The organism is Kitasatospora sp. NPDC050543, assembly GCF_044457565.1.
Taxonomy (GTDB): domain Bacteria; phylum Actinomycetota; class Actinomycetes; order Streptomycetales; family Streptomycetaceae; genus Kitasatospora.
On record NZ_JBITGZ010000004.1, the window covers coordinates 144,189 to 169,786 of the forward strand.

At 71.1% G+C, this 25,598-nt stretch carries 12 protein-coding genes; 3 read left to right on the forward strand and 9 right to left on the reverse strand.

Annotated elements, in window-relative coordinates; genetic code table 11:
• Window positions 1–203: 203 nt before the first annotated feature.
• Together ACIBH3_RS06685 and ACIBH3_RS06690 are read left to right on the forward strand one after the other, a co-directional pair.
• Entirely contained in the window at window positions 204–989 is a 786-nt protein-coding gene (locus tag ACIBH3_RS06685) for a VOC family protein (protein ID WP_396310804.1), read from the forward strand.
• A 359-nt stretch (window positions 990–1,348) separates the two neighbouring features.
• Window positions 1,349–1,867 carry an HAD family hydrolase gene (locus tag ACIBH3_RS06690; RefSeq protein WP_396310805.1) on the forward strand — a complete coding sequence of 173 codons (519 nt, stop codon included), beginning with the start codon at window positions 1,349–1,351 and terminating at the stop codon, window positions 1,865–1,867.
• Window positions 1,868–1,939: 72 nt separating this feature from the next.
• Here ACIBH3_RS06690 and ACIBH3_RS06695 read toward each other — a convergent pair whose 3' ends face one another.
• Together ACIBH3_RS06695 and ACIBH3_RS06700 are read right to left on the reverse strand one after the other, a co-directional pair.
• Window positions 1,940–2,464, reverse strand: coding sequence for a hypothetical protein (locus ACIBH3_RS06695; RefSeq protein ID WP_396310806.1), 525 nt, complete (start codon window positions 2,462–2,464; stop codon window positions 1,940–1,942).
• A 173-nt stretch (window positions 2,465–2,637) separates the two neighbouring features.
• Complete coding sequence (locus ACIBH3_RS06700) at window positions 2,638–3,645, reverse strand: TetR/AcrR family transcriptional regulator C-terminal domain-containing protein (protein ID WP_396310807.1); 1,008 nt, start codon at window positions 3,643–3,645, stop codon at window positions 2,638–2,640.
• Window positions 3,646–3,775: 130 nt separating this feature from the next.
• Here ACIBH3_RS06700 and ACIBH3_RS06705 point away from each other — a divergent pair, with 130 nt between their 5' ends.
• Complete coding sequence (locus ACIBH3_RS06705) at window positions 3,776–4,942, forward strand: FAD-dependent monooxygenase (RefSeq protein ID WP_396310808.1); 1,167 nt, start codon at window positions 3,776–3,778, stop codon at window positions 4,940–4,942.
• Between the two features lie 87 nt (window positions 4,943–5,029).
• Here the strand turns inward: ACIBH3_RS06705 and ACIBH3_RS06710 are convergent, their stop codons facing one another.
• The 7 genes from ACIBH3_RS06710 to ACIBH3_RS06740 all read right to left on the reverse strand — a co-directional run bounded on the left by ACIBH3_RS06710 (window position 5,030) and on the right by ACIBH3_RS06740 (window position 25,528).
• On the reverse strand, window positions 5,030–20,779 hold the full coding sequence (locus tag ACIBH3_RS06710; protein WP_396310809.1) for a hypothetical protein: 15,750 nt from the start codon (window positions 20,777–20,779) through the stop codon (window positions 5,030–5,032).
• Entirely contained in the window at window positions 20,776–21,138 is a 363-nt protein-coding gene (locus ACIBH3_RS06715; RefSeq protein WP_396310810.1) for a WXG100 family type VII secretion target, read from the reverse strand. The genes ACIBH3_RS06710 and ACIBH3_RS06715 overlap by 4 nt, the downstream gene beginning before the upstream one ends.
• A complete protein-coding gene (locus tag ACIBH3_RS06720) occupies window positions 21,131–21,595 on the reverse strand; it encodes a YbaB/EbfC family nucleoid-associated protein (protein ID WP_396310811.1) in 465 nt (154 codons plus the stop codon). The genes ACIBH3_RS06715 and ACIBH3_RS06720 overlap by 8 nt, the downstream gene beginning before the upstream one ends.
• 63 nt (window positions 21,596–21,658) lie before the next feature.
• Window positions 21,659–24,130 (reverse strand): hypothetical protein, encoded by a 2,472-nt coding sequence (locus tag ACIBH3_RS06725; RefSeq protein WP_396310812.1) that lies wholly within the window; start codon window positions 24,128–24,130, stop codon window positions 21,659–21,661.
• 89 nt (window positions 24,131–24,219) lie between these two features.
• Window positions 24,220–24,843 carry a hypothetical protein gene (locus tag ACIBH3_RS06730; protein ID WP_396310813.1) on the reverse strand — a complete coding sequence of 208 codons (624 nt, stop codon included), beginning with the start codon at window positions 24,841–24,843 and terminating at the stop codon, window positions 24,220–24,222.
• A 5-nt stretch (window positions 24,844–24,848) separates the two neighbouring features.
• Complete coding sequence (locus ACIBH3_RS06735; protein ID WP_396310814.1) at window positions 24,849–25,136, reverse strand: WXG100 family type VII secretion target; 288 nt, start codon at window positions 25,134–25,136, stop codon at window positions 24,849–24,851.
• A gap of 50 nt (window positions 25,137–25,186) precedes the next feature.
• Window positions 25,187–25,528 carry a WXG100 family type VII secretion target gene (locus ACIBH3_RS06740; protein ID WP_396310815.1) on the reverse strand — a complete coding sequence of 114 codons (342 nt, stop codon included), beginning with the start codon at window positions 25,526–25,528 and terminating at the stop codon, window positions 25,187–25,189.
• Window positions 25,529–25,598 lie beyond the last annotated feature (70 nt).

The following is a 25,598-nucleotide window of genomic DNA, read 5'->3' on the forward strand; positions in this document are numbered from 1 at the left end:
CTCTTGAGAGATCTGTTGTACCGTGCGTAAGTTATGCGTGTTGGAAAGTTCGTCCGAACCGACCATTGGTCGATTGCCATCCGGGGCGCCGGTCCGGGCCCGTTCCGACGGTCAAGCCCAGCCTGCTTGCCGCCGACCCCCGCTGACGCTCCGTCAGCATGCACGCCCCGTCACGTACCAGTCTTTCAATCCTCAGGAGATCCTTGAACGTCACCGCCTCCACCCTCTCCCTGACCGTCGCCGACGTGGACGCCTCCCGCGACTTCCTCACCACCCACCTCGGGTACCGGCTGGCCATGGCCGACGACGGCTTCGCCTCCCTGACCCGGGAGGACGCCGCCGTCGACGTCGTGCTGCTCCGCCGGGGTATCGAGGTCCTCCCCGCAGAGCAGCGCGATCAGCGGGCTGCCGGCCTGATCCTGGCGCTCACGGTCACCGACCTCGCGGCGGAAGAGGCCAGGTTGCGTGCCGCGGGCGCCCCGATCACCATGCCGCTGCGTGAAGAGCCGTGGGGTGAGCGGCTGTTCCAGCTGACCGACCCCAACGGCGTCGTCATCCAGCTCGTCGAGTGGGCCACGCCCACCGACCCCGCTCTCAGCACCGAAGAGGAGACCGCCGTGCACGTGATCACCCCCTCGCCGGAGAACGTCACCGTCTCTCCCAACGCGACCATGACCGGTCTGGCCGCCCCCAGCCGGGGAAGCTCCGAACTCAGCACCTGGAAGGTCGCGATGGAGGCGGGCGCCAGCGGTCCCGAGCACGCCGTCAGCCGCGAGCAGGTCTGGACGGTCACCGCCGGGGTCGTGGAGGTGACCTGCGCCGGCCGCACCGAGAAGGTCGCGGCCGGCCAAACCCTGGTCCTTCCGCCGGACGCGGTCCGCCGGATCCACGCCCCCGAGGCGGCCGAGGCACACGTCGCCATGCGGGCCGACGGCGTCGTCACCGTCCCCGGCACCGAAGGCACCCGCGTGCTGCCCTGGGCCCAGTAGCACCACGTCGGCCGCCACCTCGCGGCCGTGGGGGCGGCGGCCCGCGCTCGTGATCCGCCGGCGCTCCTGGTGCCGCACGCCCGGGCCGCACATGCGGCACATCAACGACGCGCTGGGCTACCGGCCGACGCACACGGCCCACGCGTACCAGCTCAGCCTGGAGGGCGTGCCCGCAGGGAGCGGCCGGCCACACCCGCCACGGGGTGTGGCCGGCCGCTCCGGCGTGCGGATCCCTCGCGGTGGTCAGGTGCAGGCGTGCGACCTGACGCTCGGGCATACCCTGGTGCGATGATCATCTCCCTGCCGCCGGCGAGTTCCGCGCCTACCTGTTCGACTGCGACGGCACCATCGCCGACTCCATGCCTCTTCACTACATCGCGTGGAAACAGGCCCTCGACGAGTGGGGTTGTGAGTTCCCCGAAGACCTCTTCTATGCCTGGGGAGGCCGGCCTGTGGCCGACATCATCGCGTCGCTCAACGAGCGCCAAGGGCTGGACATGCCGGTGGAAGCCGTCGCGCTCCGCAGGGAACGTCTCTATCGCGGGCTCCTGCCGCAACTCACCGCTGTCCCCGAAGTTCTGCAGCACATCGAGCACGCGCACCAGCGCGTCCCCTTCGCCGTCGTCTCCGGCAGCACCCGCGACTCCGTCACGGCCTCACTGACAACACTCGGCCTGCTCGACAGGTTCGACGTACTGGTCTGCGCCGGCGACTACACGAAGGCCAAGCCCGACCCGGAGGGATTCCTGCTCGCAGCCCAGCTCCTCGGCGTCCCACCACAGTCCTGCCTCGTCTTCGAGGACACGGACATGGGGATCCAAGCCGCCACGGCAGCAGGCATGGCTGCCGTGCGCGTCCCGCAGCCCTGGCAACGCTGAGGGCCACGCCCGACCCCCGAAGGACTTCCGGAGAACGGCCGCCCAAGGAGGGCGCGTCCTCGCGAGCGACGCCTACGCCCGGTGGCGGCGCCGGGCGTAGGCGATCGTGAGGGCGGCGACCAGCGGGCCCCAGGCCAGCAGTGGGGCGTAGCAGAGGTCCATCACCAGGCCGGCCGTACCGTGCGGGAAGTCGGGGTTGTCCAGCGGTCCCGGCACCAGGGTGACCGCCGCGCACAGCCCGGTCACCGCGACCGCCCCCACGGTGGCGGGTACGACCACGGCCAGGGGCGGGATGCGGCGGCCGCCCAATCGCGGTACCCAGGACGGGACCTGTTCGCCCCAGGGCCTCACCAAGCCCAGTGTCAGGCAGGCGGCCGCCTGTGAGGCCACCGACAGGATCAGCACGTAGACCGTGATCGACGTTCCCGTGTACAGCTCGCCCAGTCGGCCGGTGAAGCCGACGTCGACCCCGAAGCCGAGTGCGAGCCGCCACCCGCACGAGGGCACGGTGCAGAGCACCGTGGCCCAGGCCGCCAGGACGGACCATCGAGGGGTGGTGGCTGTCCGGTCGGCGTGGGACGGGAACTGAGTGGCCATCGGAGGCTCCGTGGGTGGGTGAGGCGGACCGACTGCTCGACGATGCCACCGGTCAGCGGGCGCCGGCATCGCCCGCTCGGCCGGAGCGGCCTCCCCCACGCGGGGGACTCGTACCTCAACCCGGCCGGGTCGGCCGACACCCACAACCGTCCCGGCCCCGCCTCGCCCCCCGTTCAGCCCTGGCTCAAACGAGCGGGCCCGGCGTCGGGCGACGGCGCCCGGCCCTCGGCGACGACGGAGGCGATGCCGTCGAGCAGCCGCCCCAGGCCGTACTCGAACAGCGACTGGATGCTGATGTCGACGCCGGGCCGCCGCCTGATGGCGGCGAAGGTGGGGAACAACCCGCCGGCCAGCAGGGCCGTCATGGTGTCCTCCTGGGCTTCGAGCCATTCCTCGCCGCCGACGCCGGTGTCCCGGGCGGCTTGCTCCTCGGCCTCCAGATCGGCCGCCGTACCGCGGACGTAGCCGAACAGGGTGATGGCCGAGTGCAGCACGGTGTCGTCGTCGAGGCCGAGCCCGTCGAGGGCGCGCAGGGCCCATTCGATGTGCAGCATCCCGTGGGGGACCAGCAGGGGCCTGCTGAGGCTCATCGCCCGGGCCAGCCACGGATGCTCGCGGTAGAGCCGCCACTGGGTCCCGGCGGAGAATTCGAGCTGCGCTCGCCAGCCGTCCCGGGGCTCGGGCAGGGGCGCCTCGGCGAAGGCCGCGTCGGCCATGAGGGCGACGAGCTCGTCCTTGTTCCGCACGTGGCGGTAGAGCGACATGGTCGCCACGTCCAAGTCGGTGGCGATGCGCCGCATGGTCAGCGCGACCAGGCCCTCGGCGTCGGCGATCCGGATCGCGGCCCGCACGATGCGGGTGCGGACGGTGTCGTCGGGGTTGCCTGCCGCCCCCACACGGGCCGCGCCCGCTGCGTCGGCCGTCGGCCGCCCGGTGCGGCCGGGCCGTCCCTGCCGCGCGGGCACGGCGGGGCTGACCACCGTCCCCACCCCGGGAACGGCCTGCACCAGACCTTCCTGACGCAGCGTCGTGAGCACCTTGGTCGCGGTGGCGATGGCCACGCCCCAGCGCTGCGCGATCTGGCGGGTGGACGGGACCCGCGCGCCGGGACGCAGTTCGCCGGCGTCGATGCGTCGGCGGATCTCGGCGGCGATGCGGGCGTACGGCGGCTGGTCGGTCATGGCGGACTCCTCTGCGTACTAGTGCGCCAAGCCTAGTGGACTAGTGCACTTCTTCCTCGCCTCCCATTGTTTGCAGTGCTACTCGATGAATACGTTGTACGCATCGCAGGCAACGTACAAGGGAGATCTCATGAACGTCCTCATCTCGGGCGCCAGCGTCGCCGGCCCCGCCCTGGCCTACTGGCTGCGCCGGCACGGCTTCACCGTCACCGTCGTGGAGCGGGCCGCGCAGTTGCGTGACGGCGGCTACGCGGTCGACTTCCGCGGCGAGGCACTGGACGTGCTCGACCGGATGGGCCTGCTGGAGGAGGTCTGCGCGCTCGACACCCACATGGGTGACGCGGCGCTGATGGACGGCGAGGGCGAGCAGTACGCGACGCTCCCGGCGGTGATCTTCGCGGGCGATCTGGAGATCCTCAAGGGTGATCTGACCCGCCTGCTCCACGAGGCCACCCGTGACGACGTCGAGTATGTCTTCGGGGACTCCATCGCGGCCCTGGAGCAGGACGACACCGGCGTGCACGTGACCTTCGTGCACGGCGAGCCGCGTACCTTCGACCTGGTGGTCGGCGCGGACGGCCTGCACTCGCACACCCGGGCGCTCGCCTTCGGCCCCGAGGAGCGGTTCATCCGTCACCTGGGCATCTACACCGCGATCTTCAGCCTGGACAACTACCTCGGCCTGCAGAACACCGGCCAGCTCTACAGTGTGCCGGGCCTGGCGGCCAACATCTTCAGCGCCCGCGACAACACCGAGGCCAGGGCCGCCCTGCACTTCGCGTCCGACCCGCTGGACTACGACCGGCGCGACGTCGCACAGCAGCGGCGCATCGTGGCCGAGCGCTTCGCCGGCGAGGGCTGGCAGGTGCCGCGACTGCTGTGGGAGGCCGCCCGGGCGCAGGACTTCTACTTCGACGCCAACGCCCAGGTGGAGATGGACCGCTGGTCCACGGGCCGGGTGGTTCTGCTGGGCGACGCGGGCTACTGCTCGGCACCGACCTCCGGCCGGGGCACCTCGCAGGCCCTGATCGGCGCCTACGTCCTGGCCGGCGAGCTGGCCGCGGCCGGTGGCGAGCACACCGCCGCGTTCGAGGCCTACGAGCGCGAGATGCGCGGCTACGTCACCGAGCACCAGCAGGCCGGCCGCGAGGGGGCGGAGCGGTTCTTCATGGGGACTCCCACCCAGGAGATGCTCGACATGATCGCGGCGAACACCCCTGAGAAGGCCCGGGCCCAGGTCGTCGGGCTGGGGGACTACCGGCCCGCCGCCCACCTCGGCCGGCCGGGCGCGGTGTGAGGCGGCTGAGACCGCGACGTCGGGTGCCGGCCCGGGGCGAGCGCGGACGCGCCCGGCCCGGGCCGGCGGGGTGATCAGGTGTGGTGGTCAGGGGCGGTGCTTCTTGTGGGCCGCCTTCCCAGGGTTGGTGATCACCAGACCGCCGCCGAGGGGTGGCTCCTCCCAGCGGGCGAGGGCCTTCTTGTTCCCGGCTGTCAGGATGTCGAATGCGGCTCGATACCGCTCCTGGGTCATTCCGAGCATCTGGGCGAGGTCGTGCGTTGCGTCGCGGACCTTGGCCTTCGCCCTTGCGTCGAGCAGCCCCAGGAGGGTCACGGCGTCGGCGTTGTCGGCGGCCCAGTCGGGCAGTGCGGCCACGGCGGGTGCGGATGCGCCCGCAGGGGCGGGGGCGGGTTCCGGTACGGCGACCGGCTCGGGACGGACGTAGGCGGCAGCACGTTGGGCGGCGTCGTTGCGGTACCTCTCCAGGGCGGCCTCGATCAGCTGCCCGTAGGCGCCGTCCTCGTGGTAGCCGGGTTCGCCGCTGAGCGGATGGGTGGGGCGGGACAGCGGGTCGTAGGGGACGCCGAAGTTCCGCGCCATGTCCATCACGAAGTGGAAGCGGTGGATGTCCGTGATGTCCCGGCGGTAGTCGGTGTACCAGAACGCGAACAGGGCGTAGGCCAGGGTCTTCTTGGTGGCCACGTCGGCATTCGCGGTGTGCGCGAGCCTGATCAGCTTGCCGGTGGTCCGCGACGGTCCGAGGGACACGGGGTAGCCGAGCCGGCCGGCGGTCCGCACGTGCGGGTTCTGCTGGTTGGGGGTGTTCTCCTTCCCGCGGAAGGGCTCTCCCGGGCCGCGCGACTGGACGGGTTCCCGGCTCAGTGCGGGCACGAAGGAGCTGGTGTCGAGGTGCTGGTCCAGGAAGGTCCAGCCCGGGAGGTGCGCCTCCGCGACGTCGTCCGGGGCCCCCGGGAGTACGTAGCCCTCGAATTCCTGATCGGACACGTTGACGTGCGACCGCAGCGCCTCCTCCTTGTACATGAGCTCGGCCACGTCGTGAACGGCCGCGACGAGGGTGGCGAAGGACTTCCCCTCGGGGTCGGCGAGGACGTTCGCGACCGTCTCGTTGAAGTCGACGTAGGGCAGGTAGAGGCGCTGCCTGTCCTGCGGGGGAACGTCGGCGGGGCGACGGGCGAGCTGAGCGCGCAGTCCCACGGTCTGCTGCTCGTGCTGCTGGAGCCAGGTGGCGAGGTCCGTACGGACGAAGTTCTCCATCCGGGCGCGGATCAGCTCGTCCCCGCGGACATGCGCGGCGAGACTCCTCTCGACCTCGATCATCGGCAGGGACTTCACCCGGTCGAGGACCGCCGAGGCGGCGTCCTGCTCATTGTCGTACCAGCGGGTCATGGCGTCCGGGGCGTCCGTCGGCCGACCGGTCCCGTCCGCGGGCGGGTTCTGCGGCGCGCGTGTGTTGATCCACTCGTCGATGACGTGGATGATCGCCGGCCGTAGCGCCGGATCCGTCCAGCGACGCGTGAGCGGTGAAGCGGTGCCGAGCCCGGTCTCGATCTGTGCGTGGACGGCTTCGGCCTGGCCTTCTCCTACGGCGGTCTTGCTCCTGACGTGCAGGACCCGGGGTGTCGGCCACCGGCTCGGCTCCGGGGCCGGTGTCTCGGTCACCGTGGTGGGCCGAGCGGTCGGGGTCGGGTCGGGGGCGGTGTTCGGGTGGTCGCGGAGGACGGTGGTGTGGTCGACGGTGCTCTCGATGACGTCCAGGTAGTGGGCGGGGAGTTCGCCGAAGGTGCGGGTGTCCGCCATCAGGCCCTGGCGGTGGACGGTGTTGCGCGGCTCGGTGACCAGGACCAGGTCATCGCCCCTGCGGCGCACCACGAGGTGGGTGTCGGTGTGCCGGAAGAGGGTGTTGCCGGCGTACTCGTCCTTGAGTCCGAGGTAGTGCAGGAGCTCGTGCACGACGATGGGCAGGTGGGCGGTGTCGTGGGCCGGGTCGACGGGCAGGTTCCAGGTGCGTTGGTCGGCGTCGACGAGGTGGTCGTGGCGCGTGATCGTGATCTCTTCGGGGTGGCCGTTGCTGGGCAGCAGTTTCACGTCCAGGTGGAACTGGTCGCCCGACCGGGGCAGGGCCAGGCCGGTGTTGAGGTGCTCGTCCACGGCCTGCTGGATGCGGCCTTGGACGGCGGTGAGTTCGGCCGTCGTGGGGACGCCGTCGGTGAGGCGGACGGGGAGCGAGAGTGTGTGGTGGCGTACCCAGGTGCCGTTGGCGGCCTGGACACGTCGGACTTCGGAGCGGATCAGGGCCTGGGTGCCCGCCAGCGTGCCGGGGGCGCGGTCGGTGAACGGGTGCCGGGCCGGGTCGAACTGCTCGGTGTGCACGGTGGCGGCCGGTGCCGTATCGAGCCGGCGGCGCCAGTCCGCTCCGGCCGGCTGCGGCACCCGCCGGGCCGGCTCCCGTACGGGGGTGTGGTCTTCGCCGGTGGTGTGGGAGATTCCGGTGGTGTGGGAGGGGGCGTTGGGGCTGTTCCAGGGGTGCGTCGGGCCGCTCCCGGGGCGGACTTCGTAGTGGTTACCGCTCAGCACCAGGTCGATCTGCGGCAGGCCGCCGGGTGCCTGGTTGAGGGGCACCATCTGCTGCACAGGGGTGCCGTCCTGATGGATGTTGATCACGATGCCGAGGGCGGAGGCCACCAGCGTGACTGCCAGATCCCCTTCGTGCCCGGCCCAGTCGCCGAGGGTCTCGACCAGGCGGAACAGATCCGCGACCTGCTCGCCGTTGTCGAGGGCCAGCTGATGCACAGGGCCGCTGTTCTGCTGCATCCAGTCGAACACATGCCGACGCAGCCTCAGGGCTGCACCGGAGGAGGGGGGCTGATTGAACCGCGCGACGTTGACGGCGTGGTAGAGGCAGTTGCCGTCCGGGGGAATGGACCAGTGACCGGTGGCCGGGCCGGGCTGAGGGTGTTCGGCCGGGCGGTCCGGGAGGGGCTCGCCCAGGTCCGGCCGAAGCCGCAGATTGATCTCCGTGGGCTTGCCACGTCCGCTGCCGTCGAAGGGGAGAATCCGACGGGGCGGCCGGCCCTCCTGCTCGACGTTGATCACCACGTTTCGCGTCGAGGCCACGAACCGGGCGGCCAGGTCCCCGACCTCGCCCCTCCAGGGTGCGCCGGTGCCGAGCAGGTTGAGCAGGGCGGGGAGGTCCACGTCGTCCCGCGAGAGCTCCTTGGTCACCAGCTCCAGGATCTTCGGACGCAGCACCCAGCGGAGTACGTCCGTCCTGAGTGCCTCGGCCTCCTTCCGGACTGCGTGGCGCTCCTTGAGGGCGGCTTCGTCCGCCGTGTGGGCCGTCGATGCCTCGCTCCGGAGGGACTGGGCCTCGTTTCGGAGGATTTCGGTCGCCTTGTTGAACGCCTTCTCCTCCATGGCGAATGCCGCGCGGTCGGGCTTCTTGCGCGCTGCGTCCGCCCTCTTACGCTGTGCCTCGGCCTTCGTGCGTTCTGCCTCGGCCTTCTCGCGTTCTGCGTCGGCAGTCCTGCGGGTGACCTCGTCGTTGTTCTCTGACGCAGTCTTCGCGCGCTCTTTGGCAGCCGTGCCTTCGGCCTCTGCCCTGTCGCGTTCGGCCTCGGCCTTCCTGGCCTTCCAGTAGAGCCGCTCGGCTTCTCGGCGGGCGGCGACGGCCTCCTTGATGAGGTCCGTGACCTCGGCGCGGAGCTGCCCGATCCGCTGGCGAAACACCTCGGGATCCCCGCCGACCCGCATGGGGGAGCTCTCCGTTCGGCGCCGTGCCTCAAGGAAGGCGTGATAGAGGTAGTCGCCCTCCGGGGGAATCCCGGCAGGTTCCGCGTGGTGGAAGCCGCCCAACGCCCTGGCGGCGGCCAGGTGACGTTCCCGAACCTCGTCGGCGAGCTGGATCGGCCCGAACAGCAGGTACTCGAAGCGGCGGCCCATCTGGATCACCGGTGAGTTTCGCGCCAGCGCCTGGGCGACCAGCGGCCGGTGGTCGGGCGAGATGCCGGCCGCGATGTCCTCGAAGGGCGCGGCCATGCGCACCGAGACGCCGTCCGCGAGCGTGTTGTGCGGAAGGGATCCGAGCTGCCGGGCGATGTCCGGCGGCAGGATGTTCGGCATCCTCAGCGCGTGGTTCGGCCGGCGGTGCTCCAGGGTCAGGTAGTCGACAGGATTCCTGCGCTGGTAGCTGTCACGGTGGGCGGCCAGCCTGACCCCGAGTTTCGCACCCCTGGCGTTGATCCCGGGTGCGTCATTACTGAACAGCCGGCCCTGCACCGTGTTCAGCGCGCGATGGCTCTGACGCAGGACACGCTTTCCCTTGTTGCTCTTGAGGAAGTCGTAGGCGAGGCGGGATAGGTCGGTGGCCACCGCGCCGTCGCGGGGGGCGTTGCGGAAGGCAGTACCGCGGAACGGCAGTCGGCCGTTCTCGGCGTCGGCCTTCACCTGCGCGCTCAGTTCATCCTGTCCACGCTGAGGGCGCACACCGGGGACCTCGTGCGACTCACTGGTACGGGGCATGTCGACCGTCGGTGGCAGCTCGCCCCAGGTGGAAGCGTGGCGACGGTGCAACTCCCAGGCGTTCAACCGGTTCAACCCGCGCCCCAGCCCTTCGAACTCGGCTCCGGCCGGGCCGAACCGGGGCAGCGGGCGACTGCCCTGGTGACGAAGCACGGCGGCGCCGTCGATGAACAGGTTGGGTTCGGGGGCGTACGGCAGCTGTGGATGGGACGCCGATTGGCCTTCCCGCGCCAGCATGTCGTCGGCGACGGCCGCCTGGAACTCGTCCAGGAACCTCACGGCCTCGTTGGGGTTCGTCAGTTCGACCGGCTTCGTCGCCAGGAACTTCACGAGCCGTTCGGTGGGGGCCTTCTTGGTGGGGTCCGACCTCCGCTCGGCCACGGCCAGCTTCTCTGCCTCGAACCGGTCGGTGATATCCCTGATCAGGCGCTCGCGTTGCGCTCCTTCGGCATGGCCGGGCACGCGGTAGCCGCCCGTCATCATCAGCGGCCGTTCGACCAGGGACTGCGGCTCGCCGGTGTCGATGTAGTGGTGGGTGTCGTCGAACACCTCGCTGTGGTCGCCGCGCGGTTCGATCTCCATCGAGTCGTGCTGCTCGTCGATGAGCTGCTCGAAGTACTCGAAGACGTGCCGACCGTCCGGCACGGTCCGCGGGCCGGTGTCGAAGTCCTGGATCGCGACATAGGGGTGGTGCTGGGCGTCGATGAAGTAGTGGACCGCTTGAGCGTGCTGCGGACTGTTCAGCAGCTCGTTTCGCATGGCCCCGAACGGGAACGTGCCGTTGAAGGGGGTCTGCTGAACCAGCACCACCTCGGGCATCATGGGTCCCATCCGTGCGCGGAGGTCCTCCGAATCGATCAGCTGCCGCGCGCGCTGCATCGCCGCGGGGAGCAGGCCTGCCTCGGCTCCCGGGGCGTTGATACCGATCACGACCACCACCCGGCCGCGGAAGCCGTCATCCAGCCCCGCCAGCAGGCTGCTGATCACCTCGGGGATCTGGTGCACCTGGCGGTGGCCGGCCATGGTGTTGACGACGAAGGCCAGCGGGCGGCCCTCCCTCGTGCTCCGTTCGACGAAGGTGAGGTAGCCGTGGTCGGTGGACAGGTCCGGCGCCGGTTCGAGACCCTCCGTGGCGTCGGTCATCTCCTCGTCCCCATCGTCGATTCTCTCGCCCGGCCTGGGGGCCTGGGCGGCGGGGTGGGTGAGCGGCTCGTCCGGTGGCAGCTTGTCGATGCCGGTGGGTGGGAGTGGTGGGTGGTCGGTCGTGGGTAGCGGGTGGTCGCGTAGGGGTGTGCCGTCCTCGCTGATCCGCTCGATCTCGTCGAGATGACGGTCGGACAGGGTGAGGTCGGGTTGGTGGTGGGTGCGGGCCATCAGGCCGTCGGCGCCGGGTCGGGGACGGTTGTGGGGTGTGTCGTGGTCGTGGTACTCGTCGACCAGACCGGCGTAGTGCATGAGCTCGTGCAGCAGGTCGGCATCGCTGTGGGCGAGATCGAGGTGGTGTTGGTCGGCTCGCTGCGGAGCCGCGGTGCGGGGGCCGTGTGGGCCGGTGAGGTCGATCGCCTGGGCGTGGTGGGGGGCGTGGGTGAACGTCAGCTCGATGTGGAGTTGGTCGCCGGAGCGGGGGAGGAGCAGGCCGACGTTCAGGTGTTGGTCGAGAAGTTGGCGCATCCGGGTCTGGAAGCCCGCGAGGTGCTGGTCCGTCACCCCCGGTCCGTAGCGGACCGGCAGGTGGAAGGAGATCAGGCGTACCCAGCGGCCGTCGTCCGCCTGGATCCGGCGGGCGGTGTTGCGGATGTAGACCATGCGGCCGGCCAGGAGGCCGGGCTGCCAGGCGAAGGTCTCGCGGGAGGGCCGGAACCGCTCGGTGTTGCGCGCTGCCGCCGGTGCGGAGTCGCGACGTTGCTGCCACTGGTCCGGGGTGATCGGAGGCAGGACACGGCGCTCCTGCTCCTGCTCGGGCTCCCGCTGGGCGGTGCCGCTCTCGTCCTGGATGGGCTCCGGGGCCGGTGTCTCGGTCAGCGCGGTGGGCCGAGCGGTCGGGGTCGGGTCGGGGGCGGTGTTCGGGTGGTCGCGGAGGACGGCGGTGTGGTCGACGGTGCTCTCGATGACGTCCAGGTAGTGGGCGGGGAGTTCGCCGAAGGCGCGGGTGTCCGCCATCAGGCCCTGGCGGTGGACGGTGTTGCGCGGCTCGGTGACCAGGACCAGGTCATCGCCCCTGCGGCGTACGACGGAGTGGGTGTCGGTGTGCCGGAAGAGGGTGTTGCCGGCGTACTCGTCCTTGAGTCCGAGGTAGTGCAGGAGCTCGTGCACGACGATGGGCAGGTGGGCGGTGTCGTGGGTGGGGTCGGTGGGCAGGTTCCAGGTGCGTTGGTCGGCGTCGACGAGGTGGTCGTGGCGCGTGATCGTGATCTCTTCGGGGTGGCCGTTGCTGGGCAGCAGTTTCACGTCCAGGTGGAACTGGTCGCCTGATCGGGGCAGGGCCAGGCCGGTGTTGAGGTGCTCGTCCACGGCCTGCTGGATGCGGCTTTGGACGGTGGTGAGTTCGGCCGTGGTGGGGACGCCGTCGGTGAGGCGGACGGGGAGCGAGAGTGTGTGGTGGCGTACCCAGGTGCCGTTGGCGGCCTGGACACGTCGGACTTCGGAGCGGATCAGGGCCTGGGTGCCCGCGAGTGCGCCGGGGGCGCGGTCGGTGAGCGGGTGTCGGGCGGGGTCGAACTGCTCGGTGTGCACGGTGGCGGCGGGTGCCTGATCGAGTCGGTGGCGCCAGTCCGCTCCGGCCGGCTGCGGCACCCGCCGGGCCGGCTCCCGTACGGCGATGCCGTCCGCGGCGATGGCGGGGGAGGTGCCGGGAGCAGGGGCATTCGGAGTGCGGTCTCGCCGAACCCTCTGGTGGGACCGGTCACCGTCGGGGTCGGTGCCGGGGTCGTCGCCGTCCCGAGGACGCTTCGAGATGGGCGGTGCGTCCCCGAGAGGAGCGGGAGGGGTAATCCGGTGGATCGGGTGGACCTCGTAGTGGTTGCCCCGGGTATGCAGCAGATGGATCTCCGGCATGCCGTCGGCTGCCCCGCCGATGGGCACCATTCGCTGTGGCGGGACGTGGTCCTGATGGATGGTGATCGCGATCCCCAGGGTGGAGGCGATCAGCGTCATCGCCACATCCCCCTCCTGGCCGGCCCAGTCCCTGGGGGTCCCCACCAGGGAGCGCAGGGTGTCGGCATGCGTGGCGTTGTTGTAGGCCAGCTCGTCCACGCGCTCGCGGTTCTCGGGTCGCTGCATCCATTCGAGCACCTGCCGGCGCAGGCCCCAGGCTGTCAGGGCGGAGGGCCGCTGATCGAACCTCGCGGCATTGACGGCATGGTAGAGGCAGTCGCCGTCGTCGGGGATGTTCCAGACACCGGTCCGGGGGTGGCGCCCGGGAGACAGCTCACCGCCGACCGGCGGGAGTTCCCCGATGACCGGAAGGTCCGGGCGAATCCCGTCCGGGTCGCGCTGAAGCCGCACGTCGATGCGCTCAAGGCTGTCGGGTCGGCTTGCAGCGAAGGGGACGATCCGACGTGGCAGCCGGCCCTCCTGCTCGACGTTGATCACCCGGTTTCGAGCCGAGGCCACGAACCGGGCGGCCAGGTCTCCGACCTCGCCCCTCCAGGGTGCGCCGGTGCCGAGCAGGTTGAGCAGGGCGGGGAGGTCCACCGTGTCCCTTGAGACCTCCCTGGTGACCACCTCAAGGTTCTTCGGACGCAGTACCCAGCGGAGTACGTCCGTCCGCAGTGCCTCGGCCTCCTTCCGGAGCGCGTGGCTCGCCTTGCGGGCGGCTTCGTCCCCCGTGCGGAGGGCCTCGGCCTCGCTCCGGAGGGCCTGGGCCTCCCTGCGGAGGGCTTCGGTCGCGTTGTCGTACGCCAGGTCCTCCGTGCGGAGTGCCTGGGCTTCGAGCTTCTTGCGCGCGGCCTCGGCCTTCCTGCGTTCCACTTCGGCCGCCTTACGTTCGGTCTCGGCCTTCGTGGCGTCCGCTTCGGCGCTCCTACGTGCGACCTCGTCCTTGTTCTGCGCCGCCTTCTTCGCGCGGACCTTGGCGTCCTTGTGTTCGGCCGCGGCGGCGTCACGCCTGGCCTCGGCTTCTCTGGCCGGCCTGCGGAACGCTGCGGCCTCTCCCCGGGCGGCGACGGCCTGCTTGATGAGCTTCTTGTTCTCCGCGTGGAGCTGCCCGGCCTGCTGACGAAGCGCCTCGGGAGCCTCACCGGAACGCCGGGCCGGGGAGGCCTCCGTGCGGTGCAGTGCCTCAAGGACAACGTGATAGAGGTAGTCGCCCTCCCGCGGGATTCCGGCGGCCTCCGCAGGACGGGAGCCACCCAGCCTGCCGATTGCGGCAAGGTGCCGCTCGCGAACCTCGTCGGCGAGCTGTATCGGCCCGAACAGCAGGTACTCGAACTGGCGGCCCACGTGGATCACCCGTGTGTTCCGCGCCAGCGCCTGTGCCACCAGCGTCCGGTGCTCGGGCGAGATGCCGACTGCGATGTCCTCGAAAGGCGCGGCCATGGGCACCGAGACGCCGTCCGCGAGGACGTTGTGCCGAAGGGATCCGAGCTCGCGGGCAACCTCGGGCGGCAGGACGGTCGGCCTCGTCAGCTCGTGGTTCGGTCGGCGGTGCTCGAAGCTCAGGTAGTCGACCGGATTCCTGGGCTGATAGTTGTCGCGGTGGTTCGCGAGCCTGACACTGCGCAGGGCTCCCCTGGCGTTCGCCTTGGGCGCGTCGTTGCTGAAGAGCCGGCCCTTCACCGTGGTCAGCCCGCGATGACCCTGAGTCAGTGCTCGCTTTCCCTTCTTCCCCTTGAGGAAGTCGTAGGCGAGGCGGGACAGGTCGGTGACTATCGCGCCGTCACGGGGGACCGTGCGGAAGGCGGTGCCGCGCAACGCCAGCCGCTCGTTCTCCGCCTCGGCCCTGACCTCCGAGCTCAGCTCGTCCTGTCCACGGTCGGGACGCACACCGCGGTTCGCGTTCCACACGTTGGTGCGGGGAACCTCGGCCTCCGGTAGCAGCCTCTCCCGGGTGGGAGCGTGGTGACGGTTCAACTCCCAGGCGTTGAGCCGGTTCAGTCCTTGCCCCAGCGCTTGGAACTCGGCGCCGGCCAAGCCGAACCGGGGCAGCGGGCGACTGCCCTGGTGCGGAAGTACGGCGGCGCCGTCGATGAACAGGTTGGGTTCCGGGGCGTACGGCAGCTGCCGATGGAACCGGGCCTGAGTCTCCCGGGCCAGCATGTCGTCGTCGACGGCCTCCATGAACTCGTTGATGAACTCCTCGGACTCCCGGGGGTCCGTCAGTTCACGCGGTGTCTTCGCGAGGAACGCCTCGAGCTTCTTGCCCGGGTCGGCCTTCTTCTTCGCTGCGCGTTTGGCCACGGGGGTGTCGCCGTTGTCCGGGTCGGCCGCCTTCTCCGCCGCGAGCCTCGCCGCGTCGGCCTTCTGTTTGGCCACGGCCCGCTTCTCCGCCTCGAACCGGGTCGTGATGTCCCTGATCAGACGCGCACGATGCTCCCCCTCCGATATGCCGGGAACCCGGTAGCCACCGGTCATCATCAGCGGCCGTTCCACCGTGGACTGCCGCTCGTCGGTGCCGACGAGCCGGTCGGAATCCTCGTCGAACTCCTCGTTGTCGTACCTGCCGGGCGAGTCGAGGTCCATGTCCATGTCCATGGAATCGCGATGTTCGCCGATGAGCTGCTCGAAGTACTCGAAGACGTGCCGGCCGTCCGGCACGGTCCGCGGGCCGGTGTCGAAGTCCTGGATCGAGACGTAGGGGTGGCGGCCGGTGCTGATGAACCTGCGGACCGCCTGTGTGTGCTCCTCACTGTCCAGCAGCTCGTTGCGCATGGTCCCGAACGGGAACGCGCCGTTGAAGGGGGTCTGGCGCACCAGTACCACCTCGGGCATCAGACGGCGAAACGTCGGGCCGAAATCCTGCGCGTCGATCAACCGCTGAGCTTCCGCCATCGCCGCGTCGAGCAGGTGCGCCTCGGCCTGCCTGGCGTTGAGTCCGATCACGATCACCAGGCGGTCGCGGAAGCGCTCATCGAGCCCGTCCAACAGACCCCTGATCACCCCGGGGATCTCGTCCACCTGATGGTGGCCGGCCATGGTGTTGACGACGAAGGCCAGCTGACGGCCTTCCCTCGTGCTCCGTTCGACGAAGGTGAGGTAGCCGTGGTCGGTCGACACGTCCTGCAGACCGAGGTTGGCCATGGCGTCGATCGGGAGCGCGACGTGCGCTTGCTGCCCGCTGGACGAGCTGGTCATCTCCTCGTCGTCGCTCCCGGAGCGCGACATTCCCTCCTCGTCGTCGTCGCCGACCGTGTAGGTGTGCTGTAGCCGTGGCACGGTGAAGTTGTCGCCGGGGGTCCGCCGTCCGGGCGGGGCTTGGGCGGCGGGGTGGGTGAGCGGTTCGTTCGGTGGCAGTCGGTCGGGGGCGGTGGTCCGGAGTGGTGGGTGGTCGGTTGTGGGCAGGGGGTGGTCGCGCAGTGGTGTGCCGTCCTCGCTGATTCGCTCGATGTCGGCGAGGTGGCGGTCGGAGAGGGTGAGGTCGGGCAGTTGGTCGGTGCGTGCCATGAGGCTGTTGGTGTCGGGACGGGTGGTGCTGCGGGGTGTGTCGTGGTCGTGGTATTCGTCGACGAGACCGGCGTAGTGCAGGAGTTCGTGCAGTAGGTCGGCGTCGCTGTGGGCGAGATCGAGGTGGTGTTGGTCGGCTCGTGGCGGAGTTGCGGTCCGGGGCTCGTGGGGGCCGGTGAGTTCGATCGCCTGGGCGTGTTGTGGGGCGTGGGTGAATGTGAGCTCGACGTGCAGTTGGTCGCCGGAGCGGGGGAGGCGCAGGCCGGTGTTGAGGTGCTGGTCGAGCAGTTCGCGCATTCGGCTTTGGAAGCCTGTGAGTTGTTCGTCCGTTACTCCCGGTCCGTAGCGGACCGGGAGGTGGAAGGAGATCAGGCGGATCCAGCGGCCGTCGTCCGCCTGGATCCGGCGGACGGTGTTGTGGATGTAGACCATGCGGCCGGCCAGGAGGCCCGGCTGCCAGGTGAACTTCTCGCGGGAGGGCAGGAAGCGTTCGCTGTCGCGGGTTACCGCGGGCGCGGAGTCGCGGCGGTCCTGCCACTGGTCCGGGGTGATCGGGGGCAGGACGCGGCGCTCCTGCTCCTGTTCCTGCTTCGGTTCGGCCTCCCGCTGCGCGGTGCCGCTCTCGTCCCGGGTGGGCTCCGGGGCCGGTACGTGCGTCGGCTCCGGTACGGGTGTCGATTCCGGTACGTGCGTGGGCTCCGGTACGGGGGACCGGGTCGGCTCGTGCACGGTGGTGGGCAGGTCCGGCCGCCGGACGGCGGCAGGTGCCGGCGCGGCCTGATCGGCGGGCCGGGGCGCGAGCATCGCGTCCAGGTCCGCGGTGGTGGGGATCGCGGAGCCGTCGAGGTCGGACCGCAGGGCGATGGGGTCGGCCTCGGTCTCGGTGTGGCTGCTGGTGTCGCTGTCCGTGTCGCTCTCGGATCCGTCGCGCTGCGCCCGCTGACGTTCCGCCTGCAACTGGGCCTGCTCGGTACCGGGGGCACGCCGGCTCCGGGGCCCGCCCACCGTCGGTGCGCCACGGTCGCCGGGCAGCGAGACTTCGTCCGAGTTCCGGGTCGGGGAGCCGTCGTCCGAGCTTCGGGGGCTCGGCTCGTGCGGGGGATGTGAGGGCTGCTCGGGCTTCGAGGGCTTCACCTGGTGAGGTGCCGGGCTCTCGCCGACGTCCGGCAACGAGCCGAGCAGCTCGTCCACGTTCCTCGGGGCCGGGTGCTCGGCGTCGGCGCCGCCCGGGCGCCCGTCGGTCGGTGGCAGCGCGCCGTTGGTGATCCGGTTCAGGCGGTCGGTGTCCTCGGGCCGCTCCAGCGGCCGGCTCCACTCCTCGCGCAGGCCGCGCGTCCGCTCGTCCAATGTCTGATGCCGCGTCAGCTGCTGCTGCACCTCCGCGATCCGGGCGGAGGTCCCGGTGGCGGCGTCCCACTCGCCGGCGGCCAGCTCGGCGGTGAACCGTTCGTTCAGCGAGTCGAGCTCGCGCTGGTCGGCGCCGATCCTGTCCTGACGGTCCGCCTCCTGCTGCCGCCGGTGTTCGGCGAGCAGGTCGAGTGCGCGCCGGCTCTCGGCGGGGGTGGTGGCGTCGAGCGCCTGCCGGCGCAGTTCGCCGGCTCGGGGGTCGTCGGGGCGGTCGATGAGCGCGTCCAGGCGCGCGCGCAGCCCGGCGTCCGGCTCGGGCGTCGACTCCGATCCCGGCCTGAGCCGGTCGAACCGGCGCTGGAGCTGCTGGAGGTCCTGGTGCTCCTCAAGTTCGGCGAGTGCTCGGCGGGCTTCGTCCTCGGTCCGGGCCTGGGCGATCTCCCGGTGCAGTTCGGTGGCGCGCGGGTCGTCGGGCCGGTCGGTCAGGGCGTCCAGGCGGGCGCGCAGCTCGGCGTCCGGGTCGGGCTTGGTCACCGGGTCGTTCTTCAGCCGGTCGAGCTGCCGTTCGAGGTCGCGGGTGGCGAGGTGCTCCGTCAGTTCCGACCTCAGCCGGGCCTCCTCCTCCGGACTGTCGGCGGCGAGCAGCTGCCGGCGGAGTTCGGCCTCGTGACTGTCCGGGCCGTCGAGGGAGGTGAGCGCGACCAGCCGCTCGCGCAGGCCCTCGTCCGTGACGGGGGGCGTGCCGGGGTCGTTCTTCAGTCGGTCGAGTTGCTGTTCGAGGTCGCGGGTGGCGAGGTGCTCCGTCAGTTCCGACCTCAGCCGGGCCTCCTCCTCCGGGCTGTCGGCGGCGAGCAGCCGTCGGCGGAGCACGGCCTCCTCGCTGCCGGGGCCGTCGAGGGAGGTGAGCGCGACCAGCCGCTCGCGGATGTCGTTCTCCTCGGTGAGCTCGGCCAGGCGATCGCGCAGCCGGGACAGCTCCTGCGGGTCCTGCACGGTGGCCAGCCGGCGGCGCACCTCCTCCGTGCGGGAGTCGAACGGCCGGGGTGCGTCGTCGCCCGTGAGGGCCCGCGCCGGCACCTGGGCCTCGACGTAGGCGGTGTACTCGCGCAGCCTGCTGCCCAGCAGCTCCGGGTCGCCGCTGTTGCGGGCCTCCTCGACCGCCTTCACCCGCTGCTCCCATTCGGGGCGGGAGGCACCCAGCGCTTCCAGCCGCTCGAACCCGCCGTCCGCGTGGGAACGGAAGCTGTCGTAGCGCTGGTCGAGCGAGCGCCGCTCGACCTCCAGCCGGAAGTCCTCCAGCCGGAGGCCGGCCGTCCGCCAGTCGTGCTCGCTGCCGGCGTCCTGGACGGCCCGGGTGAGGGTGCGGCGCTCCTCGCGCGTCATCCCGACGCCGCGCGCCGTCCGGTTCAGCTCGTCGAGGCGCTGCTTGATCGGGCCGGCCGGCGAGCGGAGCGGCGCGTCGGGCACGGCCGGGGCCAGGTCGATGGGGGAGTCGTCGCGCGGCGGGTGGGGCAGGTCGTCCAGCAGGCCCATCATCCGGGCCTCGTGCGCCGTCGGATCGGTGCCGCCGCCGGGCGGGGGCGGGGTGGTGGGGTCGCCGTCACCGAGGGGGTGGGAGGCGACGGTCAGCTCGTCCAGCTCCCGCTGGCGAAGCGTGTCCGTGTCGTGCGACGGAAGCGGCTCTCCGGTGGAGCCGAGGTGCCGCTCCGTGGCAGGGGCGGTGGAGTCGTGCGCCACGGGGCCGTGTTCGGCGTCGGTCGAGGTGCGGATCGCGGATGGGCCCGGGCGCTCGGACGCCGAGCCGCCGTTCGCCGACGAGTCCTCGGCGGCCCTGGGGCCCTCCGCGCTCTCGGTGCTGACGCGCGACGCCGACGGGCGGGACGACTCGGCGACGGACGTGCCGGAGCCGGCGTCGGAAGCGGTGCGCGGGCGGGTGCTCGGTGCGGTCTGGCCGGGTGCGGTCTGGCCCGGCGAGTTCGGGCCGGGCGCGGTCTGCCGCCCGGGGGCGGTCGACCCGATGCCCGCGTTGTCGCCGGGGGCCCTGCCCGTGCCGGGCGCAGTGCCGGGCGCGGTCTCGAAGCCGGGCAGCCCGGACGGCCGCGGGGCGGTGGCGGGCGGGGCGTGGGTGTCGGCGGCGGGATCGCCACCCGTGTGCGTGCGGCCCTCCGTCGCGGGGGTGCGCCCGGTGGTGGGGGTGGTCGCGTTGCTGCCGCTGCCGCTGCCGCTGCCGCTGCCGCTGCCGGCCGACGAGCCGGCGCGGCGGGTGCCCTCGGCGCCGGCCGTGCCGACCGCGCCGGTCGTGCCGGTCGTCGAGGCGGACTCGGTACGGTGGGCGGAGGCGCCGGTGCCGTGGCTGGCCTCGCTGCCGTGGCTGCCCTCGGCGCCGTGGCTTCCGCCGGCACCGTGACCGCCTTCGAGCCCGCCGCCGGCGGTCCGGCTCGGCGGACTGCCGGGCCCGCCGAAGAAGTCGACCTTCGGCGGCGCGCCCAGTTCGTGGAGCTTCGGCAGCGCCATGTTCGGCACGTCCGGCAGATGCAGGTCGAACTTGTCCTTGATCCCGCCGGGCTTCTCGCCCCTGAGGCCCCCGCCCCGGCCGCCACCCAGACCGCCGATCAGCCCGGAGGTCAGCGCGCCGAGGAAGTCGGTCTCCCCACCGTAGGCGGCGTTGATGACGACGGTGCTGACGACACCGGTGGCAGCGCCGATGAGGGCCCTGCCGGCGAGGCCACTGGCGAACTTCGGGGCGACGACGCCGCCGACACCGGCGAACAGCCCGCCGATCCCGCCCGCGATCGCACCGGTCTCCAGCGCCTGCAAGGTGGCTTTGGTGTCCCACTCCTTCCGGTCACCCTTGAGCAGCTGGATGCTCTGGATGATGGCGTCCAGGCCGAGGTTGAACGCCGCGCCGGTCGCGACCCCGATCGCCAGCCGCTTGAGGATCAGCTTGACGATCGCGCGGGCCGAGGTGATCGCCGGCGGGATCGCCTCCGGGGCCGGGCCGGCGAGCTGCATGATCTCGTAGGCCAGCCAGATGAGCTGACCAATGATCATGTACTTGGCGTACTCGACCTGGACGGCGGTGTGCCGGCTGAAGTCACCCAGCTTCCCGGCCGACTCCGACATCTGCGGCAGATTGGACTGCAGGGAGGTGGCGAACGAGCTGAACTGGGTGGCGACGTCGCCACCCAGGTTCGCCAGCACCCCGTTGGCCGTCGGGCCGATGTCGTTGCAGACGGAGGCCAGCTGGTGAGCGGTGTCGTCCCAGATCTCCCCGAGCGCCCTCAGATTGTCCTCCTGGCCCTTGGGCCAGGCTTGGCCGACTGCGAGGCGGGCAACCCAGGTCAGCTCGGGAGGTAGGTCGACACTCACTTCTTGCCGGTCCTGCCCTTCGGTTCGGTGATGTGCGGTCCGCCGTCGAGATTGCGGAGGGAGAAGACGTTGTCGCTCTCAAGCCGCTCGAAGTTGACGGCCATCGTGGTGACACCGTCGGCCGTGCTGTGCACGACCTCGCCGATTCCGCCCAGCGCGTCGATGATCCCGTCACGGGAGTTGGCGTACTGCTCGACGAACTCCTTGCCGGCGGGATCGTCGCCCCAGCACTCCCCGAGCCCCTCCAGCCGTGCCTGCAGGTTCAGATGGAGACTGAGGAAGCGCGTGGCCAGCTGCTGGAGGTGGGGCATCTGCAGGTGGAGACCGTCGGTGTCCACCGAGAAGGAACCGTCAGACACCGGAGCCTCCCGCGCCGCTCGGCCGCTGGACACCGGCGCCGGCCGGAGCGCCGTGGTCGAGGTAGTCACGCACCTGGTCGGGCATGCCCGGGGTCTCGGGCAGCAGCGCGGACGGGTCGACCCGGCCCTGGAGCAGGTCGGCGATGGTGACGCCCGGAGGCAGGGCGGGCGTGGTCAGCTCGCTCACCTGCTCCAGCGCCTTGCTCCGGGCCTGCCTGAGGGTGGTCAGCAGGACCTCGGACAGCTCCTTCGGCGGCATCCGGTGGTAGGCGCCGCTGGGGAACTCGATGGCTGTGACGTCGCCCTGGGCGTTCACCGTCGCCTTGACGGTCTGTCGAGGGGCTATGGCTGTCCCGGTGACCTCGTTGATCCGGCGTCGGGTCTCGACCGCCTCGGCGCGCTGGCGCTGGTAGAGCTCCAGCAGGTCCTCGATCTCCTGGTCGTACGGCGAGCTCATGTGTCCCTCCTCGGGTGGGAATGGTCGGCTGCGGTGCTGGTGCTGGTGGAGTTCGTCGTGGCGTCAGCCGAGGGCATCGGGACCCTTGAAGGTCGGGGATCCCCAGGCGTCCCGCTCCTGGACGAGCAGGTCGGCGATGCCGGGGCTCGTCGTCTCGGCCTCCTCCTCCTGCTCGGTCGGCTCGTCGTCCTCCTCGCTCTCCTCCCCGGGCGGAGCCTCCCCGCAGGAGAGCGAGACGGCGCCGGCGAAGGACACCCCTGCGCCGGTCGGGTCGACGCGGCTCGGTTGCCAGGTCGCCCACTGCCGGCCGTCCGGTGCCAGCGATTCGGCGTCGGGGCCGTCCTCGGCGGCCCAGGTGCTCGGCGCCTCCCTCGTGCGGCCCGTGACGACGGTCTCGGGCTCGTTCTCGGTGGGGACGGACCACAACAACGGGACGAAGGACGCCGCTGCCACGTCCCAGTCCGCGCTGGACCCGGGGTCCTCGCCACCGGTCGGGGCCGGTACGGGGGCCAGGGGGTCGGGCCCGTCCGGTGCAGGCAGCGGACGGCCGTCCGAGCCGACCGCCGGACCCGGCTGCTCCGGCTGGATCGGCTGCTCCGGAAGTGCGGACTGTGCCGCCTGCGGGGACTCCGTCGACACGGGCGCGGCCTCGGGCGCACTCACAGGCACGGGGTTCACCGAGGTGAGGTCCAGGCCCTCGGCCGGAACGCCGACCGCTGCGGGCCGGCCTCCGGTGCCGTCGAGGTCGTCGAACTCGCCGGTCCAGGGCTCGTTCCAGACCTCGCCGGCGGTGTTCGGAGAGGCGGCGCTCTCGCTGCGTTCCGCAGGTGCGGCCCGGCCCGCTGCGCCGGCGACGGCCGACGCGCCCGCGGCCATGCCCAGGCTCACTCCGATGCCCAGGCCCGTGCCCACTGCCTCGACCGCTTCCTCTGCGGTGAGTTCGGTGGCGAGCTGCGCCCCCGGGAGTTCGAGGACCGCGCCGCCCGCGGTCGCGCCGAGCTCCGAGCCGACCTCGTCGCCCGCCTCCGGCAGACCTGCCCAGGGCTTGCCGTCCGCGTCGAGCAGGCCGGAGGCGTCGCTGCGCTCGTTGGGGGTTTGCTGGCCGCCGCCAGCGCCCATGCCGGGCATCATCGGCATACCCGCGCCGCCCATCATCCCGGCAGCGCCCGGCGCCGCGGCGGCGTTCGGGCCGGCGGACGCCAGCGTGGTCGTCTCCAGCGGTGGGCGCTCCTCGTTCTCGGATTCGGTGGGTTTGCGGCCCGGGGTCGCCGGTACGTCGCTGACCAGTCCGCCAAGGCCGGGGAACCTGCCCACGCCCTCGGCGCTGACCCTGCCCGGAAGGCCGCCGGACAGCCCGCCCCTGCCGAAGGTGGAGGCCCCGGAGGTCAGCCCGTTGCCCAGGCCCAACCCGGTGCCGCGCGGGTTGAGTGCCTGGTCCAGCCCGGCCAGGCCGAGGGTCCCCGGCAGGCCGCCCAGGCTGGTGCTGCCTGGGAAGGGCAGCAGGGAGAACGGCGGGAGCGAGCCACCGGTACCGAGCTCGGTGCTGCCGGGGAAGTGCAGGCTGGGGAGGGGGGGAAGCTTACCTCCGGTACCGCCCTTGGAACCGTCGTTGCCCCCCTTGGAACCGCCCTTGCCGCCTTTGGCACCGCCGAGGTCCAGGCCGTTGGGGAAGGGCTTCGGGGTGGCGTGTGTGCCGGGCGGCGGGGGCGGCGCCGCGCTGAACTTGGGGCCACCGGATCCTGAGCCGCCCGTCCCGTCCTTCCCCGTGCCGTCCTTCCCCGTGCCGTCCTTGCCCGTCCCGTCCTTGCCCGTCCCGTCCTTCCCGGAGCCGTCCTTGCCCGTCCCGTCCTTGGGAGGCTCCTTGACCGGCGAGGTGACCGGGCCGGGCGGCCGGATGTCGTCGATGGTGACGGCGTACTCGCCGGCCAGGTTCCTGAGCACGACCCGCATGTCGGCGGTCATCATCTCGACCAGCTCCGGCCGCTTGCTGATCGGGACGAGGCCGTCGACCGGCGCGGTGCCCAGCTTCTGCGCCTGCTCCGCGTACCACTGGTCGATCTCCGCGATCTTGGTCTGCGCGTGCTGGAGGGTCAGCGCATTGTCCGCGAGTTGCTGGTAGACCGAGTGGGTGCCCAGCGAACCGCCCGACAGGACGTCAGCGGTGGCTGCGACCTGCTTGGAGAAGGTCTCCATCATGGCTGTGAAGGCCTCCGCTGCGGCACCCTTCCAGGGCCCGTCGGTGCCGGCGAGCGCCTTGGCCTGATCCGTGAGGCTCTTCGCGACCTGGGACAACACGCTGTGGACGTAGTGGAAGACCTCCGCCGCACGGCTCAGCGACGCGGGGTCGGCGACGGCCTTGGCGTGCGCGAGGTTGGAACTGCTGTTAGTGCCGGCGGCCATCCCGACGATGGCGGCCTCGATCTTCTTCCAATCCCACGAGTCGTAGTCGTCGACCGAACCGGGAACCTTCGAGACGGTGCCGAAGACCGTGCCGTTCTCGTCCTGGGTGAATCCGTCGCCGTTGTAGTTGGCCATGAGCTCCTGATCCTCCTGTCGTTGGGCTGTCCGTGGTCACCGACCACGACCTGTGGGTGCATGACGGTGACCACGGAGCCGCGTTACCGTCAGGGAGCGCCCGTGCCGGGCGGGGCGGGGGGCGGAGCGCCGCCGCCGCTGGGTTTGGGAATGTCACCCAGCATCTTGCTGAAGTCGCCCTGGACCCTCGTCATGATGTTCTGCAGGTCCGTGGAGGTGATCGAGTTGAGGTCCTCGATCGACTTGTACTTGGTGCTCAGTTCCACGATCCCGTCGTGCAGGTCGAGAAGTGCCACCCCGAGGTCCCGGAAGACCTTGATGTACCACTCCTTCAGGCCGTCGTCGCCGTTGGCCCCGTTGATCTTCAGGCGCATCTTGTTGGCGTGGTAGAAGGACCCGGGCCGAATGTCGACCTCCTGCAGGAACTTCTCCGCCACGGGTGTGACGCTCTGGAGCACCTGCATGTTCTTCGCGAACAGGTCCATCGACGGTGTGGCCACGCTCGTACCCTTGCCGCCGCCCTTGGATGACGGGACCTCCGGCGGCCTGAAGTAGTACGTCCAGGGGTCCGTGTGGTGCCCCTCGTCGACGTTGGTGCCGCCGGTGTACTGATGCGGTTTCGGGGGCGTGAAATCGGGGTCGTTCTGGGGCTTCTGCCCCGGCGGCAGCGGGGTGTGGCCCTGGTCGTCGTGGATGCCGGGTTGTGTGACCATCGTTCCTACCCCCAGAGCTGAACGCCTTGGCGCTCACCGTTGGCGTAGAACTCGTTGATGGTTCCGAGCATGCTGACGGCGGCATCGGACTTCGCCGTCATGTCGGCGGCGGCGGCGTCCCACTGCGCCTTGACCTGCTGGTAGGTCTGCTGCGCGTCGCTGGTCCACTCCGCGAGGTGCGTCTTCGCCTGGCTCTCCAGCTGGGCCAGCGTCTGGTTGATCTTCTGGGTGATGGCGTGCATCTCGCCGACGATGTAGTCGACCTGCTCCATCTGGACGGTATAGGTGGCCATGCTGTGGGCTCCTTCTGGAAGGTGGTTCGGGTCGGAGGAGGGGGCAGGGATCAGGTGGGGAAGCCGGGCAGGCCGCTGACGCCCGAGCCCATGATCTTGGCCAGGTCGCCGGCCGCCCGGTTGGTGTCCTCGTGGGTGTTCGCGTACACCTTGGTGTTCGACGACAGGTTCTCCAGCATGGTGGCCAGCGCCTGGTTGACCTTCTGGAAGTCGGTCAGCCAGTCGTGCATCGCCTGGGTGTAGATCTTGGCCGCGTCGCCGGACCAACTGCCCTGCAGGGTCTCGATCTGGCTCGCCATCTGCGCGTACGCGCCGCTGCCTTCGTCCAGAGCGTGCTGGAATGCGCTCTGGGCAGTGGTCATGCCCTGGATTTCGACGGAGGTCAGTGCCATGGGTCGTCCTTTCTTCGGGAGGCCGGCCTGAGGGCCGACCGGTGCGGGATGAAGGGTTCGGGGGCGGGGG